Source organism: Cognataquiflexum rubidum (assembly GCF_022538115.1).
Taxonomy (GTDB): domain Bacteria; phylum Bacteroidota; class Bacteroidia; order Cytophagales; family Cyclobacteriaceae; genus Cognataquiflexum; species Cognataquiflexum rubidum.
This window is the reverse complement of record NZ_JAKZAL010000028.1, coordinates 34,351-55,797: the sequence shown is the minus strand read 5'-3', so window position 1 is coordinate 55,797 and position 21,447 is coordinate 34,351. Positions and strand designations below refer to the sequence as shown.

The window sequence follows — 21,447 nt, the reverse complement described above, 5'->3', positions numbered from 1 at the left end:
TATTTCGGTCAAAAGCTTTTTGACAGACTCATCATTGCTTCAATTTATCCTTACTGGAATGATTGCGGATAATCATAAAATAGAATAACCTAAATACTTAAATAAAAAAATTATCTCAAATTTTCCTTTAACAATGCTACTTTCTCTTGATAATCGTATTGCAAATCCTCGTGAAGCCCTGTAATTAATTTCTCAATTTTTCCCACCTGGACTTTGTACAAATTGTCAATCACAGGATGACGGAAATCCAAGAATCCGTAAAGTTTGAATTGCTCGCAAAAGTAAGCAATCAATTCAATGAGGGTTTCTTTGTCTTTGGTAAGTTTGAGGCTTTTGTTCAGTTTTCTTCTGATACTTTGGGCAGATTTTTTTGCTAAATGATAATTTCTAGTATTAGCTTTTTGGAATTCAAGGTCTATTTCTTCCTGAACCAATTCAACAAATAATCTCGGATTTTCCCTTTCAAAAAGTTTGAAGTATAAAAAAGCTTTATTGTCCGTACTGAACTTGGCTAGATCCAACAACAGGACGGACAACTCTTTGGTATCAAGGAAGGTCAATTCTTTTTTTATCTCTGCAAGGCTGCCGACTTTCATGCCACTAACACTGTTTTTTGATCAGCCATTGACTCAAATCAAGGTGCTTTGAAAAGCTTTACATCCACTGCACTCAATCCTTTTGGAGATTTTTCAGTTTCAAAAATAACTTTGTCATTTTCCTGAATAGGATCTATGCATTTGTTGATGTGTACGAAAATACTGTCTTGGGAAACTTCATCCTTAATGAAACCGTAACCTTTTGAAGCATTGAAAAATGTCACTTTTCCTTTTCTAAGATTCTCTCCGGGAAGTGGATCAGCATGCTTAGAAACACCGATTTCAATCGTATCAGCATCAAAAACTCTTTTTTTAGATGGATCTGGAGGGGTAGAAGTAATATTTCCAAACTCATCCACGTAAGCAATCATATTTTCGAAATCCGTAACTTTGGCAGTGTTGGACTTTCTGTCATCTTTCTTTTGCTGCTTCTCCTGTTTTTTCTTCTGTCTTAATTTTTCTTTTTCCTTCTTGTCGAAGGTGTCTCTTGATTTTGCCATATGTTACAAAAATCCGGGAATTTTTGGGTATTTCCTATTTTATGGAAAAAGTATTTTAACAATTATTAACTCTCAATGAACCACAGGCTAATAAATTACCAAAATCATCCAATAGCCAATTGGATTTTCCCCTTAAATAATTTTCTGCCGCACTTCTTTAGAAATAATTAGATTGAGGATAATTTTATGGACAAGTTTTCTTGAGCGAAAAAGCTTCAAAGAAATAAATCTTTGCCAATTTTGATCAAAAGCACATAGTCAAACAAATTATACATGAAAGACCTTCAACAGATTTTGCACGCATACGAAAATTGTAAAGTCCGAAAGCAAAAAGCAGCCTTGGCAACAGTCGTAAAAGTCGATGGATCTGCCTACAGACGACCTGGCGCAAGAATGCTTGTTACTGAAGATGGAGAATTGACCGGAGCTATCAGTGGAGGTTGCCTTGAAGGTGATGCACTCAGAAAAGCCCAAACGGTCATTTTTCAACAAAAATCAATGCTTGTGACCTATGATACCACAGATGAAGATGACCAAAAATTCGGTGTTGGTTTGGGATGTAACGGTATCATTCAAGTACTGATCGAGCCTCTTGATTTTGAGGATGAATCCAATCCTGCCGAATTGTTGAAAGTGGCACTTAGTGATCGGACTCCAAGTGTTTTGGTTACTGCTTTTTCTTTGAAAAATGCCCGTGGAGAGCAAATAGGTACCCGAGTGCTGTCTAAAGGTGGAAACACTTTCGGTAAAATCGAAACATTAGATCCCGGATTGTCTGAGAAAATTCACCTTGATATCAATACCAACGCTGAAAATCAAGTAAGCTCCATAAAGCAATATTCCGACCCGGAAGAAATTTGGGTGTTTTATGAAGCCATCAACCCTCCTATCCGGATTTTATTGTTTGGCGCAGGAAATGACACCATTCCTGTTGCCAAATTGGCTTCTTTGATGGGCTGGGAATTGACTTTGATTGACGGTAGAAAAAACCACGCGACAACGGAAAGATTCCCTACCGCTACAAATATCATCATCGAGCCGGCTGACAGGGCTGTTTCAGGTTTGAATCCTGACAAAAATACGGTTGCCTTACTGATGACCCATAATTTTGACTATGAGGCAGTGGTACTGAAGGACCTGATACCTTACGCACTTCCCTATATCGGTGTTTTGGGGCCTAAAAAGAAAACCGCCAAATTGATAGCACGGTTGGAGTCAGAAGGGACCAAAGTCCCCATCGAAAACATCTATGCCCCAATTGGTTTGGATATCGGGGCTGAAGGATCTGAGGAGATTGCATTATCGGCCTTGGCTGAAATCAAAGCCGTATTGGCTAAGAAAAATCCGGATTTTCTTAAAAACAAACTTGGCCCCATCCATGAAGAAAGATGAAAAATGAAATCAGAACCGGTGTCATCATCCTTGCTGCCGGCAGTTCTTCCCGATTGGGACAACCGAAACAATTGCTCGAATTCAAAGGAAAAACTCTCCTTGAAATAGCTGTCGAGGCTGCACAAAATTCCCTTGCCAATTCCTGTGTTATTGTCTTGGGTGCAAATGCGGATTTAATTGTTGAAAAAATCGACCATACAAAAGTAGATCGAGTCGTCAACGTAAATTGGGAAAATGGGATGGCCTCTTCCATGCAAAAAGGGCTGAAGTATCTAATGGAAAATTCAGATCCTGATCAGGTAATCCTGATGCTATCAGACCAACCTTTTGTAGATTCAAAAATTCTTAACTCACTGATTAAAAATAAATTAAATACAAATAGTGAAATTATTGCTTGCAGTTATTATGGGACGTTTGGTGTTCCGGTATTGTTTACCAAAAAGTATTTTCCGGAACTACTTTCCTTAACCGGAAATGAAGGTGCTAAAAAATTGGTAATAGCCCACCAAGATGATTTGCACACCATTGACTTTCCCCTGGGAGCAATAGACATCGACACGATGGAAGATTACCAAAGGCTGAAAAGTGGCAGCTAGGGTTTCCTCAATGTTTCCACCACTTTTTTGATATACTCAGCCGCAAAAATAATTTCAGACTCGGTAGTATTTAAACCCAAACTGAAACGGATCGACGCCCTTCCCAAATCGGGATCAATTCCCATCGAAGCCAAAACATGGGATGGTTTTGGTGATATGCTCGTACATGCAGAACCTGAACTTACGGCAACTTCTTTGTTTACCCTTTGAAGAAGCTCCACTCCTTCCACCCCATCAAAGGAAATATTGGATACATGCGATAACCTATTCTTTAGATTCCCATTCACCTTTGCTCCTTCTATTTCTAAAATCTTGCTTTCCAATAAGTTTCGAAGGTTTTCTAAGCGACTAGCTTCTACAATCTGATTTTTTGACCGGAGTTCAGCTGCTTTTCCGAACCCTACAATTCCGGGTACATTGAGCGTTCCGCTTCTGAATCCCTTTTCGTGTCCTCCCCCATCTATCAATGCCAAAGGTTTTGGAAGGTGGTGGTTGTGTCGGATATACAATGCTCCGACGCCTTTTGGACCGTACATTTTGTGGGCCGAAATCGCCATTAAATGAATTCCTTTGATGTCCAAAGGAATTTTTCCTACCGCCTGTACAGCATCCGTAAAGAGAATGATATTTCGTTCTTCGGCAATTTCCTTGATCCGATCCATTTGATGGATAAGCCCCGTTTCATTGTTGGCCCACATCAAGGCAATCATTTTGGTATGTGGCAATATGCTTGAATCCAGTTCCTCAAGATCAACCTCACCAAATTGATTAACAGGTAGATAAGTAACTTCTGCTCCTTTGGATTGAAGGAGATCCAAAGTATCCAATACTGCTTTGTGCTCGGTTTTGCAGCTGATGTAATGTTGCTTTTCTCCGCTATAATGTTCAAAAATCCCTTTAAGGGCCAAATTGATGGCTTCCGTAGCACCTGAGGTAAAAATGATTTCTTTTGGTTTTGCTCCTATCAGGTTTGCGACTTGTTCCCGGGCGGTCTCGACAGCATCCTCGGCCATCCAACCATAGGGATGGCTTTTGCTTGCCGCATTGCCGAAGTGCTGACCAAACCATAGAATCATGGCTTCAATCACCTCAGGCGCACAGGGAGTAGTGGCATTGTAATCCAAATAAATCGGGTATTTCATCGAATTGCAAAGAAAATTCCAATGTAAAACCTTTAGCAAAACCAAACCTAATAAATGGTTAAAATAATTAATTTTGGAGATGCAAGAAACCTGGAAATTTTCCCTAAACCCACAAGATCAATCAAAGAATCCTGACATTTTGTTGAAGGGATTATTGGAAGCAAATGAAAGAGATTTGGGAATTTTTCTTTCTTATTACTTCAAAAAAGAAGGGGCTATAGCTGAAAAGGTGAAGTTGAAAGGAGAAATTGAATTTATAAGCGATTTGAAAGGTAAGTTGATGTTAGGTTTTGATTTAGTCCATTTCAATGCCTGCATCAATATCCACGAACAAAAGCGGGATGAAATGCCGATTCAATTTGAATTTGACCCATTATTTCAGAACCTAACTTTGACAGGACCTTATTGGCCGGAAAGGGAAATGGATGAGATTTAAAAAAAAACCACCCAGGAAAAGATTCCAATGGCAGCTTACACAATTACCTAGTCAGAGACATGCTTCTATTGTCAGGCATCATTTAACTGTACAGCAACACTCATCATTGTATGGTGGCAACGGCGCAGAGTCAAAATCTTCAAAATGGTTAGGATTTTTGTAAATAACTTTAATTAAGGAATCTTCTTTGTATAAATAAACTGTTGAAATGACTTTCCCATAATATTCGAACCAATACCCCTCCTGTTTGTCCTTCGAATACCTTCCTTCTGAGAGTAAATTAGAACATTCAACGTTATAATATTTCGCCCAACCCTCTCTTTTTCCTTTTACAAAATTCTCAATAGAAAACAATCTTCCGTTTCTGTATTCAAATTGCTCTCCATTTTGAACACCAAATTCATAATTATACTCTAGCCACTTTTCTCCATTTTCATAAAACGCAAACCACTTTTCGTGAGGCTTGCCTAAATATTTTGTTCCAATCCAGCTCACACTTCCATTTGGATGAAAAGTTGAAAAATGTTCCAAATCCTTTTCATGATCATCATTGCTACTAGACAAACACGAACATAAAACTAGGAATAAGAGCAAAACCTTTTTTTCTTTCATTTTTTGTAATTATTTCTTATCTGCTTTCGAGATGCAATTAGATTAAAACTGCAAAGCCTTAATTGAAAGTTAATTCTTAATCAATCAAATTTTTGAAAGTATAGGCAAACTTTTTATCCTCTTGAACCAAAAATAGAGTATCATAAAAGGCAGGTTTGAAAACATGGTCACCTTTCTGGGCAGTATAGCTAAATTTTATGCCGTCATTCAAGTTATTATTGGAAATTGGGTAAAAAACAAATTTCCTTCCATCCACTAAGCTCATTTCTGTGCCTTTAAATGCAATTTTTATAGATTGAATTTGTGAATCTATTTCTGCCGAATTGAATTCTTCGAAATGCTTCTTTCCATTTTCTATATATTTTCTTTGCATCCAAATACCTATAAAAACTAATATGACAATAGCAAACAAACCAACTATTAATGAATTCTTCATTTGCGCATTATCTTAAATTCATAAAGTTTTAATGTAATACTCCCCCTCTTGGGGTCTAGTCAAACGTCTTATGCTAGAACTGGGTGGGATTTGTAATTCCACCCTATTATCAATTCCAATTTGTAATTGGATTCAGCCAAACACCCAAACGAAAGGTAATTCTTGGTAAAATGAATTACAAATTCCAATAAGCAAAAAGGTTTGGATTCATTGGCAAATTGCGGTTTACACCTTTCGATTAAACCAGGCGCGGAATGGACGATACCAAAATAAAAAAAGCTCCCTATCTCATTTTTTTGTCTTTTCAGAACCAAAAGTCTTGATAGGCTCTCAAATTATATTGCAAATGACTTTTTTAGACACTTCCCTATATTTTCAATTTTTGAAAGAATTTTACTTATCACCATAATGGCCATAGGCTCCTAAAATAGTCACCACGATTTTAGTCCCATCAATCAAATAAACGAGCCTGTGCTTTTTATCTATCCTTCTTGACCAAGTATTCTGCTGAAAATGTTTGAGACTTTCAGGTTTTCCTGTACCTGTTTCAGGATGTTCTTTTAATTCCTGAATTAAAGAGAAAAATTTCTTTAAAATCGCCTGATTTCCTGTTTTCTTCAGCTTCTGAATATCCTCCAAAGCCTCAACTGTAAATTCTATCTCAAAAGTCATATACCGAGAAGATCCTTCAATTGCTCATCAGACAACTTCACCGTTTTTCCCTCTGAATAAGACTGAATGCTTTTGGCCAATCGTTCCTGAACGACAGGGTTATCAAAGAATCGATCATTTTTTACTTCGTTTGAAATTTCATAGACCTTGCCTTTTCCTCTCTGAATGATCACTCGCTCATTCTTATCGATCAGATCTAGATATTTTTTGAGATTTTGTCGGAATTCTCTAGTGCTTATTACTAACATGATATTAAATTATGTGTACACATTATGGTACACTAAATTAGATAGAAAAGTTCAGAATTCCATGCTAATGGTGACTTTTCGAGTTTTTGGTCTGCCTGTTTTCTATTTAATCGAAGATTTTTGGGAGAAAGGTAAATGATTAAAGAAAAATAGTTTAACGGTCAAAAATGTCTTTTCCTAAGTTGTGAAAAAGGATGAGATTTAAAAAAAAGCCCACCGGGAATATCCTTCCGACGGTGGGCCTGCACTATTAACTTGCTGCTTTTACGCTCTTTTAATCTGTAACTTGATATCTGAGAATTCTTTTTGCTCAATGAACGGCTGACTTCTAAGTCTCCTTCCGGTTGCTTTGAAGATCGCATTGGCCACTGCACCACCTGTTGGCGGCAAAGCAGGTTCACCTAGGCCTGTTGGATCGATGCCGTTTTGAACATAGTGGACGTCGATTTCAGGAACTTCTTTCATCCTAATCAAACGGTAAGTGTCAAAGTTTTTTTGCTTCGGCAATCCGTTTTCGAAGGTCAGGTTTCCGTACATGGCATGTCCCATGCCATCGACGATACCGCCCCGCACCTGATGATTTGCACCGGTTGGATTCACGACGATTCCACAATCTGTGGCTGCGACGATTTTCTTCAAAACAGGTTGGTTATTTTCCATTTCGATGTTTGCCACCTGAGCGACATACGATCTATGGGAAAAATACACGCTGAAGCCTTGCATGACATTGGCATCTTTGCCCCAATTGGATTTTTCAGCAGCCATTTTGATGACACCGATCATTCTGTCTACGTCATATTGCAATTCACCCACAGGCGAAGCTTTGGCTTTTGCCAATAAATCCAATCTGAATTGGACAGGATCTTTTTTGGCTGCCAAAGCTACTTCATCCAAGAATGACTGCTCAGCATAGGCCAAGAAATTGGTGATCGGTGCTCGCCATGCATTGGTAGTGATGGCAGATTTATGGTCTACAGATTCGATCAGCACATTCTCTACTGCTCCTGAAGGGAAATTATTTTCTCTCGTGGAATTACCTGCATTAATTCCCACTCCCCTCAGCTTATATCCTATCATGTTTCCACTTTCATCCAAAGCTGCTTGGAATCTATACCTGACTGCAGGTCGATATGCTCCTCCAGTCATGTCATCTTCCCTGCTCCAGGTTAATTTGATAGGGGCATTCATCATTTTGGACAATTCAGCTGCTTCGGTTACGAAGTCGGCTCTCAGCCTTCTGCCAAAACCTCCCCCTAATCTTGTGATTTGAACAGTAATATTCTCAGGCGGAATGCCCAACAACTGTGCAGTATCATTCCTAGCCCTATCGGGCGTCTGAGTTGGTCCGACCAATTCGACTTTGTCTCCCTGTACGTGAGCAAAGAAGTTTTGTGGTTCCATGGGAGAATGCGAAAGAAAAGGACATTGGTATTCACTCGTGATGACTTGCGCGGCATTTTTGAAAGCCGCATCCACATCACCATCTTTTCTTTTGACTTCTGCGGTTTTACCGTTTAGCAATTCTGCAAATAGCCTGTCATGGTCAAAAGTACTTTCTACGACACCATCAGGTTCATATTCTATTTTGAGTAATTTTTTGGCTTTCATCAGTGGCCAGGTGGACTTTCCTACTACGGCTACGTTGTTTTTGAACGTAACCACATCTGTCACACCTGAGATTGCCCTTGCGGCGGCATCATCCACAGATTTGATTTTCATGCCAAAAGGAGGCCTTTGAATCATGGCATGAAGCATGCCTTCCCGATAAAAATCAAGACCATAAAGTGGCTGTCCTGTAAACATGGCTTTGTTTTCCACGTTTTTGACAGGGGTGCCGATGATCTTAAAGTCTTTTGGATCTTTTAAAGCGACCTCTTCGGGGGCAGTCAGTTTGGATGCATCTGCAACCAATTCACCATAACCTATTTTTTTACCGCTCTCCTTGTGGATTACTTCTCCATTGGAAGTCGAAAGGGTACTAGCATCGACATTCATTTTTGTGGCAGCTGCTGCTATTAAAAGATGTCTTGCAGTCGCCCCGGCTTTTCGAAGTCTTTCCCAAGAATGCGGCATAGCACCGGATCCTCCGGTCAACTGCCTGTCATACTTTTCAGTATCGAGATTGGCTTGGAAGACCCTAACTTTCTTCCAATCCGCATCTAGCTCTTCGGCTACGACCATTGGAAAAGAAGTGATAATATTTTGGCCTAGTTCCGGGTTTGGAGAATAAATCACCACTTCACCTGTTGGGGAGATAGTAAGATAGCTGTTGAAATTATGTGCGTTGAGAAGCACCTCTTCATTGGTCAAAACCTTCATCTTGGGAGAATCGCATCCTGACCAATAGAAACCGATAAACAATCCCCCGGAAGCAGTGGCTGCTATTTTGAGGAAATCCCTTCTATTTGTTTTCGTTAGATTTGCCATGATTATTTAAGTTTTGCTGCTAAGGCTACTGCTTCTCGGATTTTATGGTATGTGCCACATCGGCACAGGTTTCTGTTCATTGCATTTTCGATTTCTTCCATGGTTGGTTTTGGGTTTTTTCTCAAAAATGCCGCTGCGGTCATGATCTGACCGGCTTGACAATAACCGCACTGTGCAGTATCTACTTCATCCCACGCTTTTTGGACGGGATGGTCACCTTCTGATGAAAGTCCCTCAATGGTAGTGATTTCGTCAGAACCGATACTAGAAACCGGTAAGGTACAGGAAAAAGCTGCTTCCCCATTGACGTGGACTGTACAGGCGCCACATTGGGCTATTCCGCAGGAATATTTTGTTCCTACCAAGCCGATATGGTCCCTCAACACCCACAATAGTGGTGTATCGTCTTCAACGTCAACGTTATAGTCGTTTCCATTAATTCGAAGGTTGTAGTTTGCCATTTGATTGATATTTGATTGATTAGATTGAAAATTTAAGCAAATCCAGCCATTTTCAGAGGGGATTGCTCCTCTTTTTTTGGGCTTTATTGATAAAATGTATTTAAACGATTTGAATGGAGGAGAATTAAACAGGAATTTTCAGGTCAAAAGGTTAACCATTCTTTGATATTGGATTTTTTTTAGGCTCTTTTTTACATGGATTCCTCTTCTGCCAAAAAAGGATAAAATGAAAAGTCGATATTTTCTTGATTTTCAAGAGGTAAATATTTAAATTTTAAAATTATTTATAGTCTTTTTTGAGTAACTCGATAAATTTTAGGTTTTCATCTCAGAATTTTCATGAAAAATTTTGCAGCGCTTTTAGTCATTGCTTGCTTAGCCATCTTGGTTCTCCTCTTTGTGACCAACCCTGAATTGTTAAGTAAAATTTGGCTTTACATTATAGGTTTTATTGGCTACGTCGCTGTATTGGTTGAAAAGGGATACCAGAAATTAGCAGCAGTTTTTACCTCCAATAAAGAAAAACCAAAACCTCCTGTGGAGATTCAGCAGCCTGCTTCCGAACCGTCAACTCCTGTTGTCATGGAAAAAACCGCTGAAATCTCAAAACTCGAACAAAAAATCAAAGATTTGGAAGTCAAATTACAGGGGGCCAAATCCGGTGGCGAGACCGCTTTGGGGAAATGTACCCTTACCGTATTGAGATACCTTGATGACGGAGAAACCACCCTTGGTTTGATTTTTTTGAGAAATAAATTTTTTGCCTATACCCTCGAAGATGCCCATAAGGAGGTGAAAGTCGAAAAGCATACGCGGATTCCGGCGGGGGTTTACCCAATTGATTTCAATAAAAATGTAACCAAACTGACTGAAAAATACAGAAACCTTTATGGAAATTGGTTTGATTTTCACCTTGAAATCAAGCAAATCCCAAATTTTCAAAATGTCTATATCCATGTTGGAAATACCCATGAAAACACGGATGGCTGCATCCTGATCGCAGATGGCGTTTCCGCGGGAACATCCAAATCCCTTCAATATTCCAGAAATGCCTACGAAAGGTTTTATAAAACAGTAAGTGCCCTGCTCAAATCAAATGAGCCGGTCAATATCCAGATACTCAATGAAGATTGGTTTGAAAAAAGTAAACTATCATCACTATGAAAAAACAAAGCGCCTTTTACCAGCTGATCATTAAGATTGCAGCTACCATTTTGATGGCAGTTGCCATAGGGTTTTTGATCAGGAATTTTTACACCGAAGAAAAAGATGTAGTCCTTGCATTGACTATTCCGGCCATCATTGCTGTAGGTCTGATCTATGGTATCTTGATTCGGTATTTTAAAACTGAGGACCAGATTAGCTCCTATTATGTCAATAAGTACCATGATGTGTTTTTCAAGGGGACAATCATTTTTGCTATAACCCTGGTTTTGATCACCATTTTTTACAGCATTTTGATGTATATCGAAAAGAAAAACCTCTTCTCGATAGTAGGCCTATTGATTATAGTGATATGGATAGCCGTTTTTATGATCTACTTTGTCTGGTCTGTCTATCATTACAATATCAATTTTGGAATAACTGATGGGGAATGGCAAAAAATTGCCGAAGCCAAAAGAGATGCCCGGGAATTTGGGATTGACCTGCCTACAAGCGGCGTGAGAGAACCATTATATAATCCCTATCGAAGTCAGACATTTGGTTTGCCTCCCGGTACAGTACGTGGGATGATTGCGTTTACTTTGTTGTTTGGGGGTATTTCTTTGCTTATAAGCAGTATGGGTTCCGAAGAACTCAGCTCTGATCTTGTTGCATTGAGAATTCAGCAATTTGAATTTTTTGAAACGGCGTTTTTGATGATGATTGCCTTCTATTTTGGTGACAAATCCTTGAAATACTTCAGGGAAAGGTGGAAAAATCCTAATCAGCAGGCGGATGGTTCAACTCCCAATTCTCCTTCTGCCCCACCCAATTCGCAGCTTCCTGAAGGAATCATGCCAAGCGCCGGGACACCGCCACCGAGTTTGGAACAGGACGATTCACTAGGTGATGATGACAGGGAATTTATGGAAGGGGAAGAAACTGTGGGAGACATGCAACAGCCTCCCGCTTCAGGTTCGCCAATAACAAACCTTAAAAATGCATTGCTTGAATCAAGGGGAGAGCAGCTTAATGTTGCAAGCAGTTTTGGATTCGTCCAGATCATGGACAATATCAACAGCAAAATCCTCAATGATGAAGAAATCCAAGAAGTGCTCGAAAACCTTGCTGAAAAAGACGGCATTATCCTTTCTCTTCCGGTAGTGAAATCTGTAATCTCTGTCGAATCCTCGGGACGTGGCCATCTCAGTGATGGACGGGCGAAGATTTTGTTTGAAGGCCATCTGATGTGGAAGCTTCTCAGCAGTATCAGGAAAATGCCAGAGGAAGAAATCATTAAACTCCAGAAAAGCAATGAAGATATCCTATATAAAAGCTGGACTAGACAATATTACAAAGGGGGAATTTCAGAATATGACCGTCTTGACCGCGCAAGAAAAATAGATCCTGAAATCGCCGTTTTGTCCGCTTCTTGGGGATTGTTCCAAATCCTTGGGGAAAATCTAAACCACAATATCAAAGGCAGAAAATATGCTGATTATAAAGATTTTGAGGAAAAACAGCATGAGCATGAAAAATACCATTTCATGGACTTTTTGGAATTTATCAAAACCAAAAAACACAAAGGAACTCCTTTGATCAATTTTATTTCTGAGGAAAAATCAGGGAGTTATGATTGGGCAAGTTTTGCTTTTGGCTATAATGGCAGCGGATACAAAGTCAATAAATACGATACTAAGTTGCAGGCTGCCTATGAAAAATTTAAAAAGATGCAGTCATGATGGCGGGCAATTCTTTTCTGCTTAAGTTCCCTTTTATGGCATTCATTGCGGTGGCAGTTGTTTTTTCCTCCTGCAAGAAAAATGAACGTGCCTTGGTGGTGGGAAAAATCCAAAATGCTTCGGATTTGGCCACTACCGAGTTTGTGATTGACAAAATTGTCTTTGGTACCAAAACCCAGAAACTGGCAATGTTGAAAATCAGTGAGGCAAGTTTCATGGCATACTCACAGGCAAAGGTAAAGGCAGGTATAGACCTCAGTAAAATCAGGGAGGCTGACATCAGGATAGAGGGTACCAAAATCCACTTGGAACTACCCCCTATCGAAGTGATCAACTTTTCATATCCGCCCGCTAGCTTCGTGGAAGATTCCTTGATTTCTGATCCAAAAGTATTTTTGAATAAAATCAATATCAGGGATCAAGAGGAATTTTTCAGACTTGCGGAACTCGATATCCGGGAAAACCTGCGTTATATCGGCATAGTCCGGACTACCCAAAATCATACCCGACAGTTGTTCCAAGTTTTACTTGGTTCTCTCGGTTATGAAGAAATATACATCTCTTTCAAAAGCGACGACCTGATTCTTTCTAAGGTCAATTTATTGGTAGATACAGAAACTGTTGTAGAACAATGATAGGCCTATTCCTCAAAAACTGGAAGTTTCTTTTGGACATCCTCATCGTTTTGGGGATAGTCATAGGGCTGTTTATCTGGAACCCATTTGGGATTTTTGGCGGTGGGCTTAAATTGAATGATACCTCCAACATGGTAACGGAAGTCAGGCAGATTGGACAATTGGTAACTGCAGAATATTATGGAGAGGTGATCGCTTCCATAGATGAGGCAAGGCTGAATCTGATCGAAGATGAAAACATCAGAACAAGAGGTGGCATTTTGTACCAGGATATCAAGTCTGCCCTGAAGAACCTCAGGGATTTTCAGGCACTTTCAAAAAATGAAAAGGATGAGGAATACAAAAAAATGACTCCAATTGATAATTGGAGAAGAATCATCCGACATGAAGTAGACAGCAGAAATATCATGGACAAGCTCAATTACCATGGTTTTCTGAACGATGTTACAGCAGATCCACTTTATGAGGACATGTTGGAATACCTCTACAGGGATAAAACCAAAAAGAACAAAAATGAAAAGTGGAATCCAAGTGCCCGAAACAAAGAAGAAGCTTTGTTTTTGATGTATCAAGAAGCTCCTTCTGCCAGGGATTCTTTGGCTTCAGTGGATTTCATGAACTTCTATTATCAAAATAAACTGGCTGATTTCAGCAGAAAAGAAACCAGAAAAAAGCTTGCCATGGTGGGTAGAGGTTGGGTCAAGGCAGGGTTTGATTTTACCAATTTGGATCCCTCTTCCATCGTGATTTACGATGATGTATCAGAAGTGCACATTTTCGGCTTGGCGCCCACCATCCTCAATGCGGACATCAACCCGTGGTTTATTCCTGAAAAAGGGATTCCGGGTTTTGAAATCTTGGATTATAATGGCAGAGTGGATTTCAAAGATGCCAAAAGAGTAAAGGAATATTGCGTGGAAAAACTCATGTCATTTGCCCACCGAGCGGATATTCTTAAAAATGCTGAAATCCAAGGGGCAAAAACCCTCAAAAACCTATTTTCACTGATAACCGGAAAAGATGTCAAAAAAGTCGTTTTTCATCATGACAGAATCTCCCAACTTGTTTCACAAATCGAATCAGATGAAGCCTTTAGCAGGTTTGAATTGGGATTGTTTGATTCCTTGTTGAGAATGGAACTAGTGGTTTTGGATTCATTGGAACAAGCCATGAAGCAGGACATTAAACTCATCAGGACTGTGGAGCAAAGAAAGAAAAATATTGCATTTTCAATTTCAAGGCTTCAAAAATTGCAGATGCTTGGCACTACTACCAATTACGGGTACTTCTCCAAAACCATTTTGCAGGTATCGGGAGACGGGGTCTTAGATGAAAGTGAAAAAGTCATTTTGGCCTCTTTAAGAACAGATTGGGAATTGAAAGACCGGATTGATCAATTTGTAAAACAGGTGCCCTCTCCTATTTATTTTTGGTACGATGATCCTATCGAATATATGACTGCTTTCAATTTGAGTATTGAAAGCCTCTCGCGAAATGGCTTGGTTGTAGGAAATGTAGATACTGTAAAAATGCAGGTCTCCGAAGTTGATTCTGCCTTTTTGAATACACATAAGGTATTGAATTATAATAGAATAAGTGAAAAGGAAGTAATTTTGACTTTAGTGAAAAACCCGCAGGATGCGAACCTCTATTTAACTTCTATTTTGTATCCTTATACCTACAATAGTCTCCTAATTGCTGATTTTATTGAGAGTAGGGAAATCATTGATTTTGCCAATCCAAAAGTAAGAAATGTAGCTTTGAAAGATTCATTAACCTATTGGGACTTGTATCTTGGTGACAGTTTAAACCTTGTAATCCCTGAAAAATACCTGGATCTATTGGTTCCAAAAACCAAAGAGTCATTGCTGTCAAAAGGATACCTGAAAGTTGGAGCCAATTATTCGATTCTAAAGAAAGACAGAGGATTTGATAAAGGTCTATTGAATTCAGATTCTATGTTTTCGGAATTTCAAGTGGAGGAATTAGAGACCTTTTATAGCCTATTGATCCAGGCAAGATCGGAATATCAAAACAAGGGCGCATTGGAAAAAGCCAATAAATGGGTACAGACCAAGTTAAAAGAAAGGAGGGCAACCCCATCGTGGTTGACCTCCTTGAGAGAATCCGTCGGAAGACCCTGATATCTGCTATTTTCCCAATTTTTTGAAATAAGTTTCAAAGACATTTCCTGCAAAGAACTTTCCAAAAGTCCCAATGGCTTTCAATTCTTCCATTTTGTTGATAGTATTCAAGGCCTTCATCGTAGTCAGTTGCTTTGCAAAATCAGCCGGCTCAATGATCAGCTTTCCTTTTCCGATCACTTTTCCTGAGCTTGAATCTCCTTCATGAAGTGTAATAAATAAAGTGGTAGTGTCTTTCCAAACGTCAAAACCTTTGTCGTTAAAAACATCCTTATATCCCATGAAATAATATTGTCGACCCTCTTGACTCAAAAGAAGGGCATTATATTGCATTGCTTTTCGGTCAGCTTCTTGGCTATTTTTTATAAAAAGGTTAAAAGTGCCATTAATTGCCGACAGCGGAAACTTGGACAAAGCAGGCGCAAGCATGGTTCCAAACATTCCCGCTTCATGCGTTGCAATTCCGACAAATGAATCAACATCCTCTGATTTGATGGTCAAAGTGAACTCAAAAGGAGAATCCGAAGCCTTCCCTTTTTCAAATCCCTTGGCATAATCATCGGTTTCATCCAATGAAAAATACCCTTTCATAGACTCAGTAAATTGGACTCCGGGTTTGGTAATCGGAGCAGCATCCTTTTCAGAAATAGATTTCATCCCATAATCCAAATTTAAACCGAGGTCTACAGCGATGATTTTACAGCTTCTTTCGGCCAATGCGCTGATTGTCAACAAAGGATTCGTTCCCACAGGTCTTGGAATTACCGCCCCATCCATCACGTAAAGGCCTTTATGGAGTTCAGTTCCTGATTTTCCAGAAAAAACCTGTCCTTTGTGATCCACCACTCCATTGGTTGAATCATCAGCCATGCCACAGCCACCCAAAGGGTGTACCGTCACAAGGTCATAATCCATCAGTTTGTTCCATGTAGGGTTAGGAATCTGACTTCCGCCAAGGGCTTCTGTTGCACTGTACAATTCCCCGGAAACTTTGTTGAATATCTCTTGTTTTCCGACCCCTTTCCATTTGATGTTGATGTTGTCTTTTTCCAATACCATTTCACCTTTACCATCATCGTGGGTCATGACCAAGTAAATTTGGGTATGGTTGACCGCGCCATAGAAGGGACCCCTGATCAAACTTGTGATTTCCCTTACCTTTTCTTTGAAAAAATCACCCCATCCTCTATCCGTGTTTTTGCCAAACAGGCGGGAAGTAGTTACCAACATGCCGGCCATCAATCCCCTGATCGGCCCGGGAACGGTTCCTTCTTCCAAGGTCATCCCATCCTCCATTTTTGCCCTGTTTCGCATATCAATGACGCTTGTGATGCATGGACCGACATCTGCAATCTTATCAGTTGCCTTTTTTCCTAGGCCGATTCCATTGATGACCACGTCGTTGTTGTATCCAAATCCAAGGACATCGCCGTTTCCTGTAAATCTTTTACCAAGGAAATCGGATAATGTCAGTCCTTTTTGGGCTGACCGTAGCAATATCTCTGTGGAACCTAAAGAACCTGCGCCAAGGATAACGTTGTCCGCCTCTACAAACATCTCCGGCGCATCAAATACCTCCCTACCTGTAAGCATGGGATGAAAAAACACCCTCCATCCACCTGATATTTTCTGGATGTGGCGGACATTGATTTCGGTAAAAATCTCAGCTCCATGATTGAATGCATCAGGCAGGTAATTCATCGCAGTGGTGTTTTTAGCACCCACATTGCAACCGGTAACACAGTCCCCACAGTTGGTACATTTGGGTTGGGAGATGCCTACATGATTGTCTTTTTTATTTTCAAAAGTAACATTGATATCCAATAACCTGAATTCTTCCGCCATCCTTTCAGCGGATTTTCTCATGCCTTGGGTTTTATGAAGAACCGGATAACCATTTAGCTTTTCAGGATATGGATTGGGTTTTAACATTCCCCATGCTTTGTCCAAACCCTCATAAAATGATGGTAAATCGTTCCTGATGGCACTCGGCCATTCCGGTTGGTTCATCACTCTAGGATCAGGTTTGATGGAAACATTGGCATTGATCAAAGAAGTACCGCCAAGTCCACAGCCTTTGAGTACAGAGATTCCTTGGCCTATGGTAAATTCATAGAGTCCATTCTTTTCTTTGGATTCTTTCCCTGTGTTTAGGGTCATCTCCTTGGTGGCCTCAGCAAGAGTATCGGGAAACTGTCCCGGCAAAAATTCCTTTCCTTTTTCAAAAAGGCAAACAGAGAGGCCTAATCGGGACATGCGGGATGCGGCGATGCTTCCGCCATATCCTGAGCCAACCACAACAAAATCATAATGGCTTTTAAGTTCGGATAAGTGCTTCGATAGTTTTTTCATGGTCTTTTGGGGATATGGATAGGTGCTTCGATTAATTCAAATTTTACTTCATCTCCTTCAAAGCGTGGATTTTTTTCATCCCCTACATTTTTCCAGTTTTTGACAACGGATCGGATGCCGACGGGATAAATGGTTAACTCTTTTGCAGAAATATGAATGCGGATGAAATTTTTAAAGTCTTCACCTTTGAAAGAGGACGATGCTTCGGTGATGTGGTTATCCAGGAATCTTGAACTGAACCATAGGTAGATCCCAAAGATAAATCCGCTCAATAATCCTCCCACTATCCACATTTCCACAAATAGAATCAGAGGTTGGAAAGGAACATTGGTCAGGTTGGCAGAATTAAAAGCGGGCAGATAAACCAAACATAAATAGAAAACAAAAACATGCGACAAGCCATGCACAGCACCCGAAATCTTATTCGCAGTTTTAAAATTCCCGGATTTAAAATCAGTAAACATGTAAATCCCGAAACAAAACAACAAATTGAGCAGAATCACTGAAGGCGTTAGGATTGCTATACCCAAAAGGTCAAGGGTTGTTCCCGTAGGGTCAGATAGGGCGATATTGTAATTTTCCGTCTGTATGCCACTGATCAAAAGAAAGTAAAATGACAGGGCATGCACCAATCCCAAAATCAACACCATCCACGGTCCGTGGATAAAAAACAAGAGGTTTTTGTTATTGAGGCTTAAAGACTCGCTTTTTGAAGGAAATGCCTTTTGGAATGTGGCATCAAATCCCTCACTCGGCTTGATTTTTTCTTTGAGGCTATGGGTAGTATGCATAAAGGCTCCACCTCCCCCTGCCGTGATCAACTGTCGTGGTTCTTTTGACCCTACGTTCTCTTCATATCGGGAATAATGATGAAGATCTCCTGTCAGAATGGTTGTGATTTCAATATCTTTATTTTTCCCTCTGTAGTAACATTCTGGATCGGTTTTGTCATCCGTCTCCCCTTTTAAAATCCTGTTAATGAAGAATTTGAGCCTTTTATTTGAACTGTTTGATTCATCAAATGATTCATACACCCAAGCAGGTTCGGCAGTGGCAAGGATGATTTTGTCATCTGATTTCAGCTCTTTTTCAGCCAAGTTTTGGAAATAGTTGAGCTGAGGGACATCAATATCCGCATTCAGTTGGATATCAATTCCGATGAGCCAATAATGGTTCGGTAGTTTCACGGCAAAGTAACTTCTGCTTTGTTTTGTCCTCCAATTTCCTAGTGAACGGCCTTGGCAAAATATTTTCAAGAAATTTGTCAATCCATCGTACCAATCATGGTTGCCGGGAATCACAAAAAGTCCGGGAGGATCAAGGTCAGAATTGTCTTTTGGAAAGGCTGCATGATAAGGTCCCTGTAGCCTGTTTCTGTACTCATCAATTTCGGGAGTTGGGTACACCTGATCCCCCCCCATTACCAAGATGTTGCCTCTTTTGGTTTGAATTCCATCTAATTCCAATTGGTCTTTAGCGAGCAGGTGCGCGACAGAATAGGTAGCATTGAATCCATCACCCAAATCAGAAATAAAATCCAGCCAAATATCTGTCCGGTCCGAATAATCATAAAATCCTCTTCCAGGGTCAAGTGCAGCTTGCATTTCCCGCCGGTCGGCAAAATTTCCAAAAACAGTTGACACAACGGTTTTGATTCCTGTGGCAGCAAGCTGCTTTGGGTCATACCAGTCAACCATCGGTTTTTTTTTAAAATCCATAGTTTATAAAATTTTTTAAAGTGGAAAAACGCTTTCGAATCCCTGTTCTTTGGTTCAGGGTTGTTTTTAGGCTGCTGAAATAAACAGCCTTTAACCGATCTATGATCGATTGGTAAAGAATGGTATCAAGTTTTAATTTACCACTTTCATCCCACATTTTCAGGTTAATCTGCTTGAAATTCAATCCAAGCAACATTTCAAATTGGTTGGTCAAAATAGTGGAAACCATAATTTTATGGATTTTTCCATCCACCATGACAGAAGATCGGATTTCCAATTGCTTACCTGATTTGGAATTGGAAAAAGCTGTGGTATGATCAAAGCCGGAAATCTCATAAGTACTTATCGGCAGTTTTAAACTTGAATAAACCTCGAGTTCATTTTTTACACGAAACTCTGCGAAACGGAAATACAGGGAATATTTCATTTTTTCCGTTTTCGGGGGATTTCCTGATCTTCCTGAAAAAGTTGCCCTAAAACTGTATAAAAAATCTGGTTCTCTATTTTGAGTTGCTTTCACATCCATGGATTCTCCTTGCGGAGGAATTGTAGAAAGGTATTTTTTCGCATGCGCATACCCCATGTTGATGAGTTCTCGGGCATTGACCTGGTTGAAGAAAAAATCGGGATCAAGGGGAAGCGGAATATCGGGTTTTATAACAAAGAGTTTGATGGGTTCAAATTCTGATTGCCCAATCGCTCCAATTTCATTGGTCAATTTTATCTGATTGTATTCTTCCAAAAGTGCTCCATTTGCACTCATTTCGATCATGTGCACATATTGGTTGAAGGCACCGCCAAGGTAAGTTGGGCTATTTCCAATCGCCCAAACCAACCAAAGTTCCTTAGAGCCCTGCCTGACAGCTTCCATCAGGTTGGCATCTTTGATCCACACAGCGTCGGTATACCAAGTTCCTTGGATATAAATGGCGGGCATGAAAATGGGTAGCGATACTCCTGCTATCAAATGGTCTTCCGTGACACCCTCTGAGGGAATGGCTTCAACTGATTTGGTAGAAAAATTGCAGACATTAAATGTGGAAGCAAATTTTTCATGTTTGTTGATTTGAGAAACAGAAATCCCCAAATAGGGAAATACTTTTTTCCTGATGTTGTCAGCATCTGCAAATCCCTGCGTTTTGAAAGGTTTAAGATAGCTTTTGGCACTTCCAGCAGACATAAAACCTGACAGTTTCAGGTTCCTCCATCTCTCGGCAATTTCCTTTGGTTCCAATCCGCTAGCGAGCATACCGGTATTAAAAATCCCACCGGATGTACCGTCTACATGGTCAAAGTGGATTCCGGCCTCTTCTAAAGCTATCAACACTCCTGCTTGGTAAGCCACCCTCATTCCCCCTCCTGCAAGAATCAGGGATTTTTTAGACTTACTGCCGGTTATAGTATTATTGGCCATTTTTTGAAAGGGTAGATTTGGAAAATACGAAAATCATTACCCATCCTAGTGCCTCATAAAAGAGGAAAAACTTGGTCAATAGACCGGGATTGCCATCTACCATCCACGATACAATCCTTGCCATGATTCCCAATCCCATGATGATCAGAAAAACCTTGTTGAATTTCGGGTCTGAAAAGATCTCTTTGAAAAATGTCAGGGCAAAAATCCCAAAACCCAATTCCAAAGCTCTCAAGAATCTATATTGACTTAGAATATTTATCCTTTCAAAGTCATTTAAATCATTGATCTGAAAATGAAACAAAGCAGCAAAATCCCAAACAGGATTGATAAAGGCACCCCATATTCCGGCTACAACTACTAAACCTATATAGGTGTAGAAAAAGAAATAGCTGGCCATTTTCATTCTGACGGCAGGGTTTTCATGAAATACAAAAACAAAAGCCCCGAAAACAGATCAAAAACCGCAACACCCATTGCCATCCAGGAAAACAGACCATTGAAGACCCCGAGGCTTACTGCAACAAAAGCCCCTAATTTCTGCAGAGCGCACCAAAAAACTACCACTTTACTTGTATGGGTACTGTAAATCGCGTGCACCATCATACCACCAAATAAAGCCATAAACATGCCCACAATCCCAAACAAGTGGCGGGTCGAGTCAGTAATGTCAGCACCGATAACCTTCAGGACCATTGCCGGCAAAAATACCTGCGTCAAACCCGAAATGATGGTAACCACTGAAATGGCAATGGCTATCAAAGTGAGATATTTCTTCATG

At 40.0% G+C, this 21,447-nt stretch carries 21 protein-coding genes; 7 read left to right on the top strand and 14 right to left on the bottom strand.

What is annotated here, in order from left to right:
* Positions 1–110: 110 nt before the first annotated feature.
* Both MMU05_RS21065 and MMU05_RS21060 read right to left on the bottom strand, forming a co-directional pair.
* Complete coding sequence (locus MMU05_RS21065) at positions 111–596, bottom strand: hypothetical protein (protein ID WP_241143633.1); 486 nt, start codon at positions 594–596, stop codon at positions 111–113.
* Between the two features lie 38 nt (positions 597–634).
* Positions 635–1,096 carry a cold-shock protein gene (locus tag MMU05_RS21060; protein WP_241143632.1) on the bottom strand — a complete coding sequence of 154 codons (462 nt, stop codon included), beginning with the start codon at positions 1,094–1,096 and terminating at the stop codon, positions 635–637.
* 273 nt (positions 1,097–1,369) lie between these two features.
* On the opposite strand from MMU05_RS21060, the gene MMU05_RS21055 reads away from it, so the two are divergent.
* Together MMU05_RS21055 and MMU05_RS21050 are read left to right on the top strand one after the other, a co-directional pair.
* Positions 1,370–2,488: an XdhC family protein gene (locus MMU05_RS21055; protein WP_241143631.1), complete on the top strand. Its 1,119-nt coding sequence runs from the start codon at positions 1,370–1,372 to the stop codon at positions 2,486–2,488.
* Entirely contained in the window at positions 2,485–3,084 is a 600-nt protein-coding gene (locus MMU05_RS21050; RefSeq protein ID WP_241143630.1) for a nucleotidyltransferase family protein, read from the top strand. Before MMU05_RS21055 ends, MMU05_RS21050 begins: the two co-directional genes overlap by 4 nt.
* On the opposite strand, the gene MMU05_RS21045 is transcribed toward MMU05_RS21050, so the two are convergent.
* Positions 3,081–4,226, bottom strand: a complete 1,146-nt coding sequence (locus tag MMU05_RS21045; RefSeq protein ID WP_241143629.1) for a cysteine desulfurase family protein — start codon at positions 4,224–4,226, stop codon at positions 3,081–3,083. The two genes, MMU05_RS21050 and MMU05_RS21045, sit on opposite strands and share 4 nt — an antisense overlap.
* A gap of 79 nt (positions 4,227–4,305) precedes the next feature.
* Here MMU05_RS21045 and MMU05_RS21040 point away from each other — a divergent pair, with 79 nt between their 5' ends.
* The gene (locus MMU05_RS21040; protein WP_241143628.1) at positions 4,306–4,662 is read left to right on the top strand and encodes a hypothetical protein; all 357 of its coding nucleotides are present in this window, start codon (positions 4,306–4,308) and stop codon (positions 4,660–4,662) included.
* A 78-nt stretch (positions 4,663–4,740) separates the two neighbouring features.
* Here the strand turns inward: MMU05_RS21040 and MMU05_RS21035 are convergent, their stop codons facing one another.
* The 6 genes from MMU05_RS21035 to MMU05_RS21010 all read right to left on the bottom strand — a co-directional run bounded on the left by MMU05_RS21035 (position 4,741) and on the right by MMU05_RS21010 (position 9,518).
* Positions 4,741–5,274 (bottom strand): toxin-antitoxin system YwqK family antitoxin, encoded by a 534-nt coding sequence (locus tag MMU05_RS21035; protein ID WP_241143627.1) that lies wholly within the window; start codon positions 5,272–5,274, stop codon positions 4,741–4,743.
* 76 nt (positions 5,275–5,350) lie between these two features.
* Positions 5,351–5,710 (bottom strand): hypothetical protein, encoded by a 360-nt coding sequence (locus tag MMU05_RS21030; RefSeq protein ID WP_241143626.1) that lies wholly within the window; start codon positions 5,708–5,710, stop codon positions 5,351–5,353.
* Positions 5,711–6,103: 393 nt separating this feature from the next.
* Positions 6,104–6,382 carry a Txe/YoeB family addiction module toxin gene (locus tag MMU05_RS21025; protein ID WP_241143625.1) on the bottom strand — a complete coding sequence of 93 codons (279 nt, stop codon included), beginning with the start codon at positions 6,380–6,382 and terminating at the stop codon, positions 6,104–6,106.
* Positions 6,379–6,630: a type II toxin-antitoxin system Phd/YefM family antitoxin gene (locus MMU05_RS21020; RefSeq protein WP_113922114.1), complete on the bottom strand. Its 252-nt coding sequence runs from the start codon at positions 6,628–6,630 to the stop codon at positions 6,379–6,381. The genes MMU05_RS21025 and MMU05_RS21020 overlap by 4 nt, the downstream gene beginning before the upstream one ends.
* Before the next feature lie 264 nt (positions 6,631–6,894).
* The gene (locus MMU05_RS21015) at positions 6,895–9,057 is read right to left on the bottom strand and encodes a xanthine dehydrogenase family protein molybdopterin-binding subunit (protein WP_241143624.1); all 2,163 of its coding nucleotides are present in this window, start codon (positions 9,055–9,057) and stop codon (positions 6,895–6,897) included.
* 2 nt (positions 9,058–9,059) lie between these two features.
* The gene (locus MMU05_RS21010; RefSeq protein WP_241143623.1) at positions 9,060–9,518 is read right to left on the bottom strand and encodes a (2Fe-2S)-binding protein; all 459 of its coding nucleotides are present in this window, start codon (positions 9,516–9,518) and stop codon (positions 9,060–9,062) included.
* 339 nt (positions 9,519–9,857) lie between these two features.
* Here MMU05_RS21010 and MMU05_RS21005 point away from each other — a divergent pair, with 339 nt between their 5' ends.
* Genes MMU05_RS21005 through MMU05_RS20990 form a run of 4 tightly spaced genes read left to right on the top strand, consistent with a single transcriptional unit; the run spans position 9,858 to position 15,182 of the window.
* Positions 9,858–10,682: a DUF5675 family protein gene (locus MMU05_RS21005; protein WP_241143622.1), complete on the top strand. Its 825-nt coding sequence runs from the start codon at positions 9,858–9,860 to the stop codon at positions 10,680–10,682.
* Positions 10,679–12,403 carry an N-acetylmuramidase domain-containing protein gene (locus MMU05_RS21000; RefSeq protein ID WP_241143621.1) on the top strand — a complete coding sequence of 575 codons (1,725 nt, stop codon included), beginning with the start codon at positions 10,679–10,681 and terminating at the stop codon, positions 12,401–12,403. The genes MMU05_RS21005 and MMU05_RS21000 overlap by 4 nt, the downstream gene beginning before the upstream one ends.
* A gap of 35 nt (positions 12,404–12,438) precedes the next feature.
* Positions 12,439–13,038, top strand: a complete 600-nt coding sequence (locus MMU05_RS20995) for a DUF4230 domain-containing protein (protein WP_241143620.1) — start codon at positions 12,439–12,441, stop codon at positions 13,036–13,038.
* Complete coding sequence (locus MMU05_RS20990; RefSeq protein ID WP_241143619.1) at positions 13,035–15,182, top strand: hypothetical protein; 2,148 nt, start codon at positions 13,035–13,037, stop codon at positions 15,180–15,182. Before MMU05_RS20995 ends, MMU05_RS20990 begins: the two co-directional genes overlap by 4 nt.
* 6 nt (positions 15,183–15,188) lie before the next feature.
* Here MMU05_RS20990 and MMU05_RS20985 read toward each other — a convergent pair whose 3' ends face one another.
* Genes MMU05_RS20985 through MMU05_RS20965 form a run of 5 tightly spaced genes read right to left on the bottom strand, consistent with a single transcriptional unit; the run spans position 15,189 to position 21,446 of the window.
* A complete protein-coding gene (locus tag MMU05_RS20985; protein WP_241143618.1) occupies positions 15,189–17,534 on the bottom strand; it encodes a GMC family oxidoreductase N-terminal domain-containing protein in 2,346 nt (781 codons plus the stop codon).
* A complete protein-coding gene (locus MMU05_RS20980) occupies positions 17,531–19,252 on the bottom strand; it encodes a metallophosphoesterase (protein ID WP_241143617.1) in 1,722 nt (573 codons plus the stop codon). The genes MMU05_RS20985 and MMU05_RS20980 overlap by 4 nt, the downstream gene beginning before the upstream one ends.
* Positions 19,242–20,666, bottom strand: a complete 1,425-nt coding sequence (locus MMU05_RS20975; RefSeq protein WP_241143616.1) for a patatin-like phospholipase family protein — start codon at positions 20,664–20,666, stop codon at positions 19,242–19,244. Before MMU05_RS20975 ends, MMU05_RS20980 begins: the two co-directional genes overlap by 11 nt.
* Positions 20,656–21,072, bottom strand: coding sequence for a DUF4345 family protein (locus MMU05_RS20970; protein ID WP_241143615.1), 417 nt, complete (start codon positions 21,070–21,072; stop codon positions 20,656–20,658). The genes MMU05_RS20975 and MMU05_RS20970 overlap by 11 nt, the downstream gene beginning before the upstream one ends.
* Positions 21,069–21,446, bottom strand: coding sequence for a patatin (locus MMU05_RS20965; protein ID WP_241143614.1), 378 nt, complete (start codon positions 21,444–21,446; stop codon positions 21,069–21,071). Before MMU05_RS20965 ends, MMU05_RS20970 begins: the two co-directional genes overlap by 4 nt.
* Position 21,447: the final 1 nt, after the last annotated feature.

Bases quoted from the DNA above. Each gene is read 5' to 3' on its own strand.
- MMU05_RS21065 (WP_241143633.1), bottom strand. From the start codon at position 596: ATGAAAGTCGGCAGCCTTGCAGAGATAAAAAAAGAATTGACCTTCCTT.
- MMU05_RS21060 (WP_241143632.1), bottom strand. From the start codon at position 1,096: ATGGCAAAATCAAGAGACACCTTCGACAAGAAGGAAAAAGAAAAATTA.
- MMU05_RS21055 (WP_241143631.1), top strand. From the start codon at position 1,370: ATGAAAGACCTTCAACAGATTTTGCACGCATACGAAAATTGTAAAGTC.
- MMU05_RS21050 (WP_241143630.1), top strand. From the start codon at position 2,485: ATGAAAAATGAAATCAGAACCGGTGTCATCATCCTTGCTGCCGGCAGT.
- MMU05_RS21045 (WP_241143629.1), bottom strand. From the start codon at position 4,226: ATGAAATACCCGATTTATTTGGATTACAATGCCACTACTCCCTGTGCG.
- MMU05_RS21040 (WP_241143628.1), top strand. From the start codon at position 4,306: ATGCAAGAAACCTGGAAATTTTCCCTAAACCCACAAGATCAATCAAAG.
- MMU05_RS21035 (WP_241143627.1), bottom strand. From the start codon at position 5,274: ATGAAAGAAAAAAAGGTTTTGCTCTTATTCCTAGTTTTATGTTCGTGT.
- MMU05_RS21030 (WP_241143626.1), bottom strand. From the start codon at position 5,710: ATGAAGAATTCATTAATAGTTGGTTTGTTTGCTATTGTCATATTAGTT.
- MMU05_RS21025 (WP_241143625.1), bottom strand. From the start codon at position 6,382: ATGACTTTTGAGATAGAATTTACAGTTGAGGCTTTGGAGGATATTCAG.
- MMU05_RS21020 (WP_113922114.1), bottom strand. From the start codon at position 6,630: ATGTTAGTAATAAGCACTAGAGAATTCCGACAAAATCTCAAAAAATAT.
- MMU05_RS21015 (WP_241143624.1), bottom strand. From the start codon at position 9,057: ATGGCAAATCTAACGAAAACAAATAGAAGGGATTTCCTCAAAATAGCA.
- MMU05_RS21010 (WP_241143623.1), bottom strand. From the start codon at position 9,518: ATGGCAAACTACAACCTTCGAATTAATGGAAACGACTATAACGTTGAC.
- MMU05_RS21005 (WP_241143622.1), top strand. From the start codon at position 9,858: ATGAAAAATTTTGCAGCGCTTTTAGTCATTGCTTGCTTAGCCATCTTG.
- MMU05_RS21000 (WP_241143621.1), top strand. From the start codon at position 10,679: ATGAAAAAACAAAGCGCCTTTTACCAGCTGATCATTAAGATTGCAGCT.
- MMU05_RS20995 (WP_241143620.1), top strand. From the start codon at position 12,439: ATGGCATTCATTGCGGTGGCAGTTGTTTTTTCCTCCTGCAAGAAAAAT.
- MMU05_RS20990 (WP_241143619.1), top strand. From the start codon at position 13,035: ATGATAGGCCTATTCCTCAAAAACTGGAAGTTTCTTTTGGACATCCTC.
- MMU05_RS20985 (WP_241143618.1), bottom strand. From the start codon at position 17,534: ATGAAAAAACTATCGAAGCACTTATCCGAACTTAAAAGCCATTATGAT.
- MMU05_RS20980 (WP_241143617.1), bottom strand. From the start codon at position 19,252: ATGGATTTTAAAAAAAAACCGATGGTTGACTGGTATGACCCAAAGCAG.
- MMU05_RS20975 (WP_241143616.1), bottom strand. From the start codon at position 20,666: ATGGCCAATAATACTATAACCGGCAGTAAGTCTAAAAAATCCCTGATT.
- MMU05_RS20970 (WP_241143615.1), bottom strand. From the start codon at position 21,072: ATGAAAATGGCCAGCTATTTCTTTTTCTACACCTATATAGGTTTAGTA.
- MMU05_RS20965 (WP_241143614.1), bottom strand. From the start codon at position 21,446: ATGAAGAAATATCTCACTTTGATAGCCATTGCCATTTCAGTGGTTACC.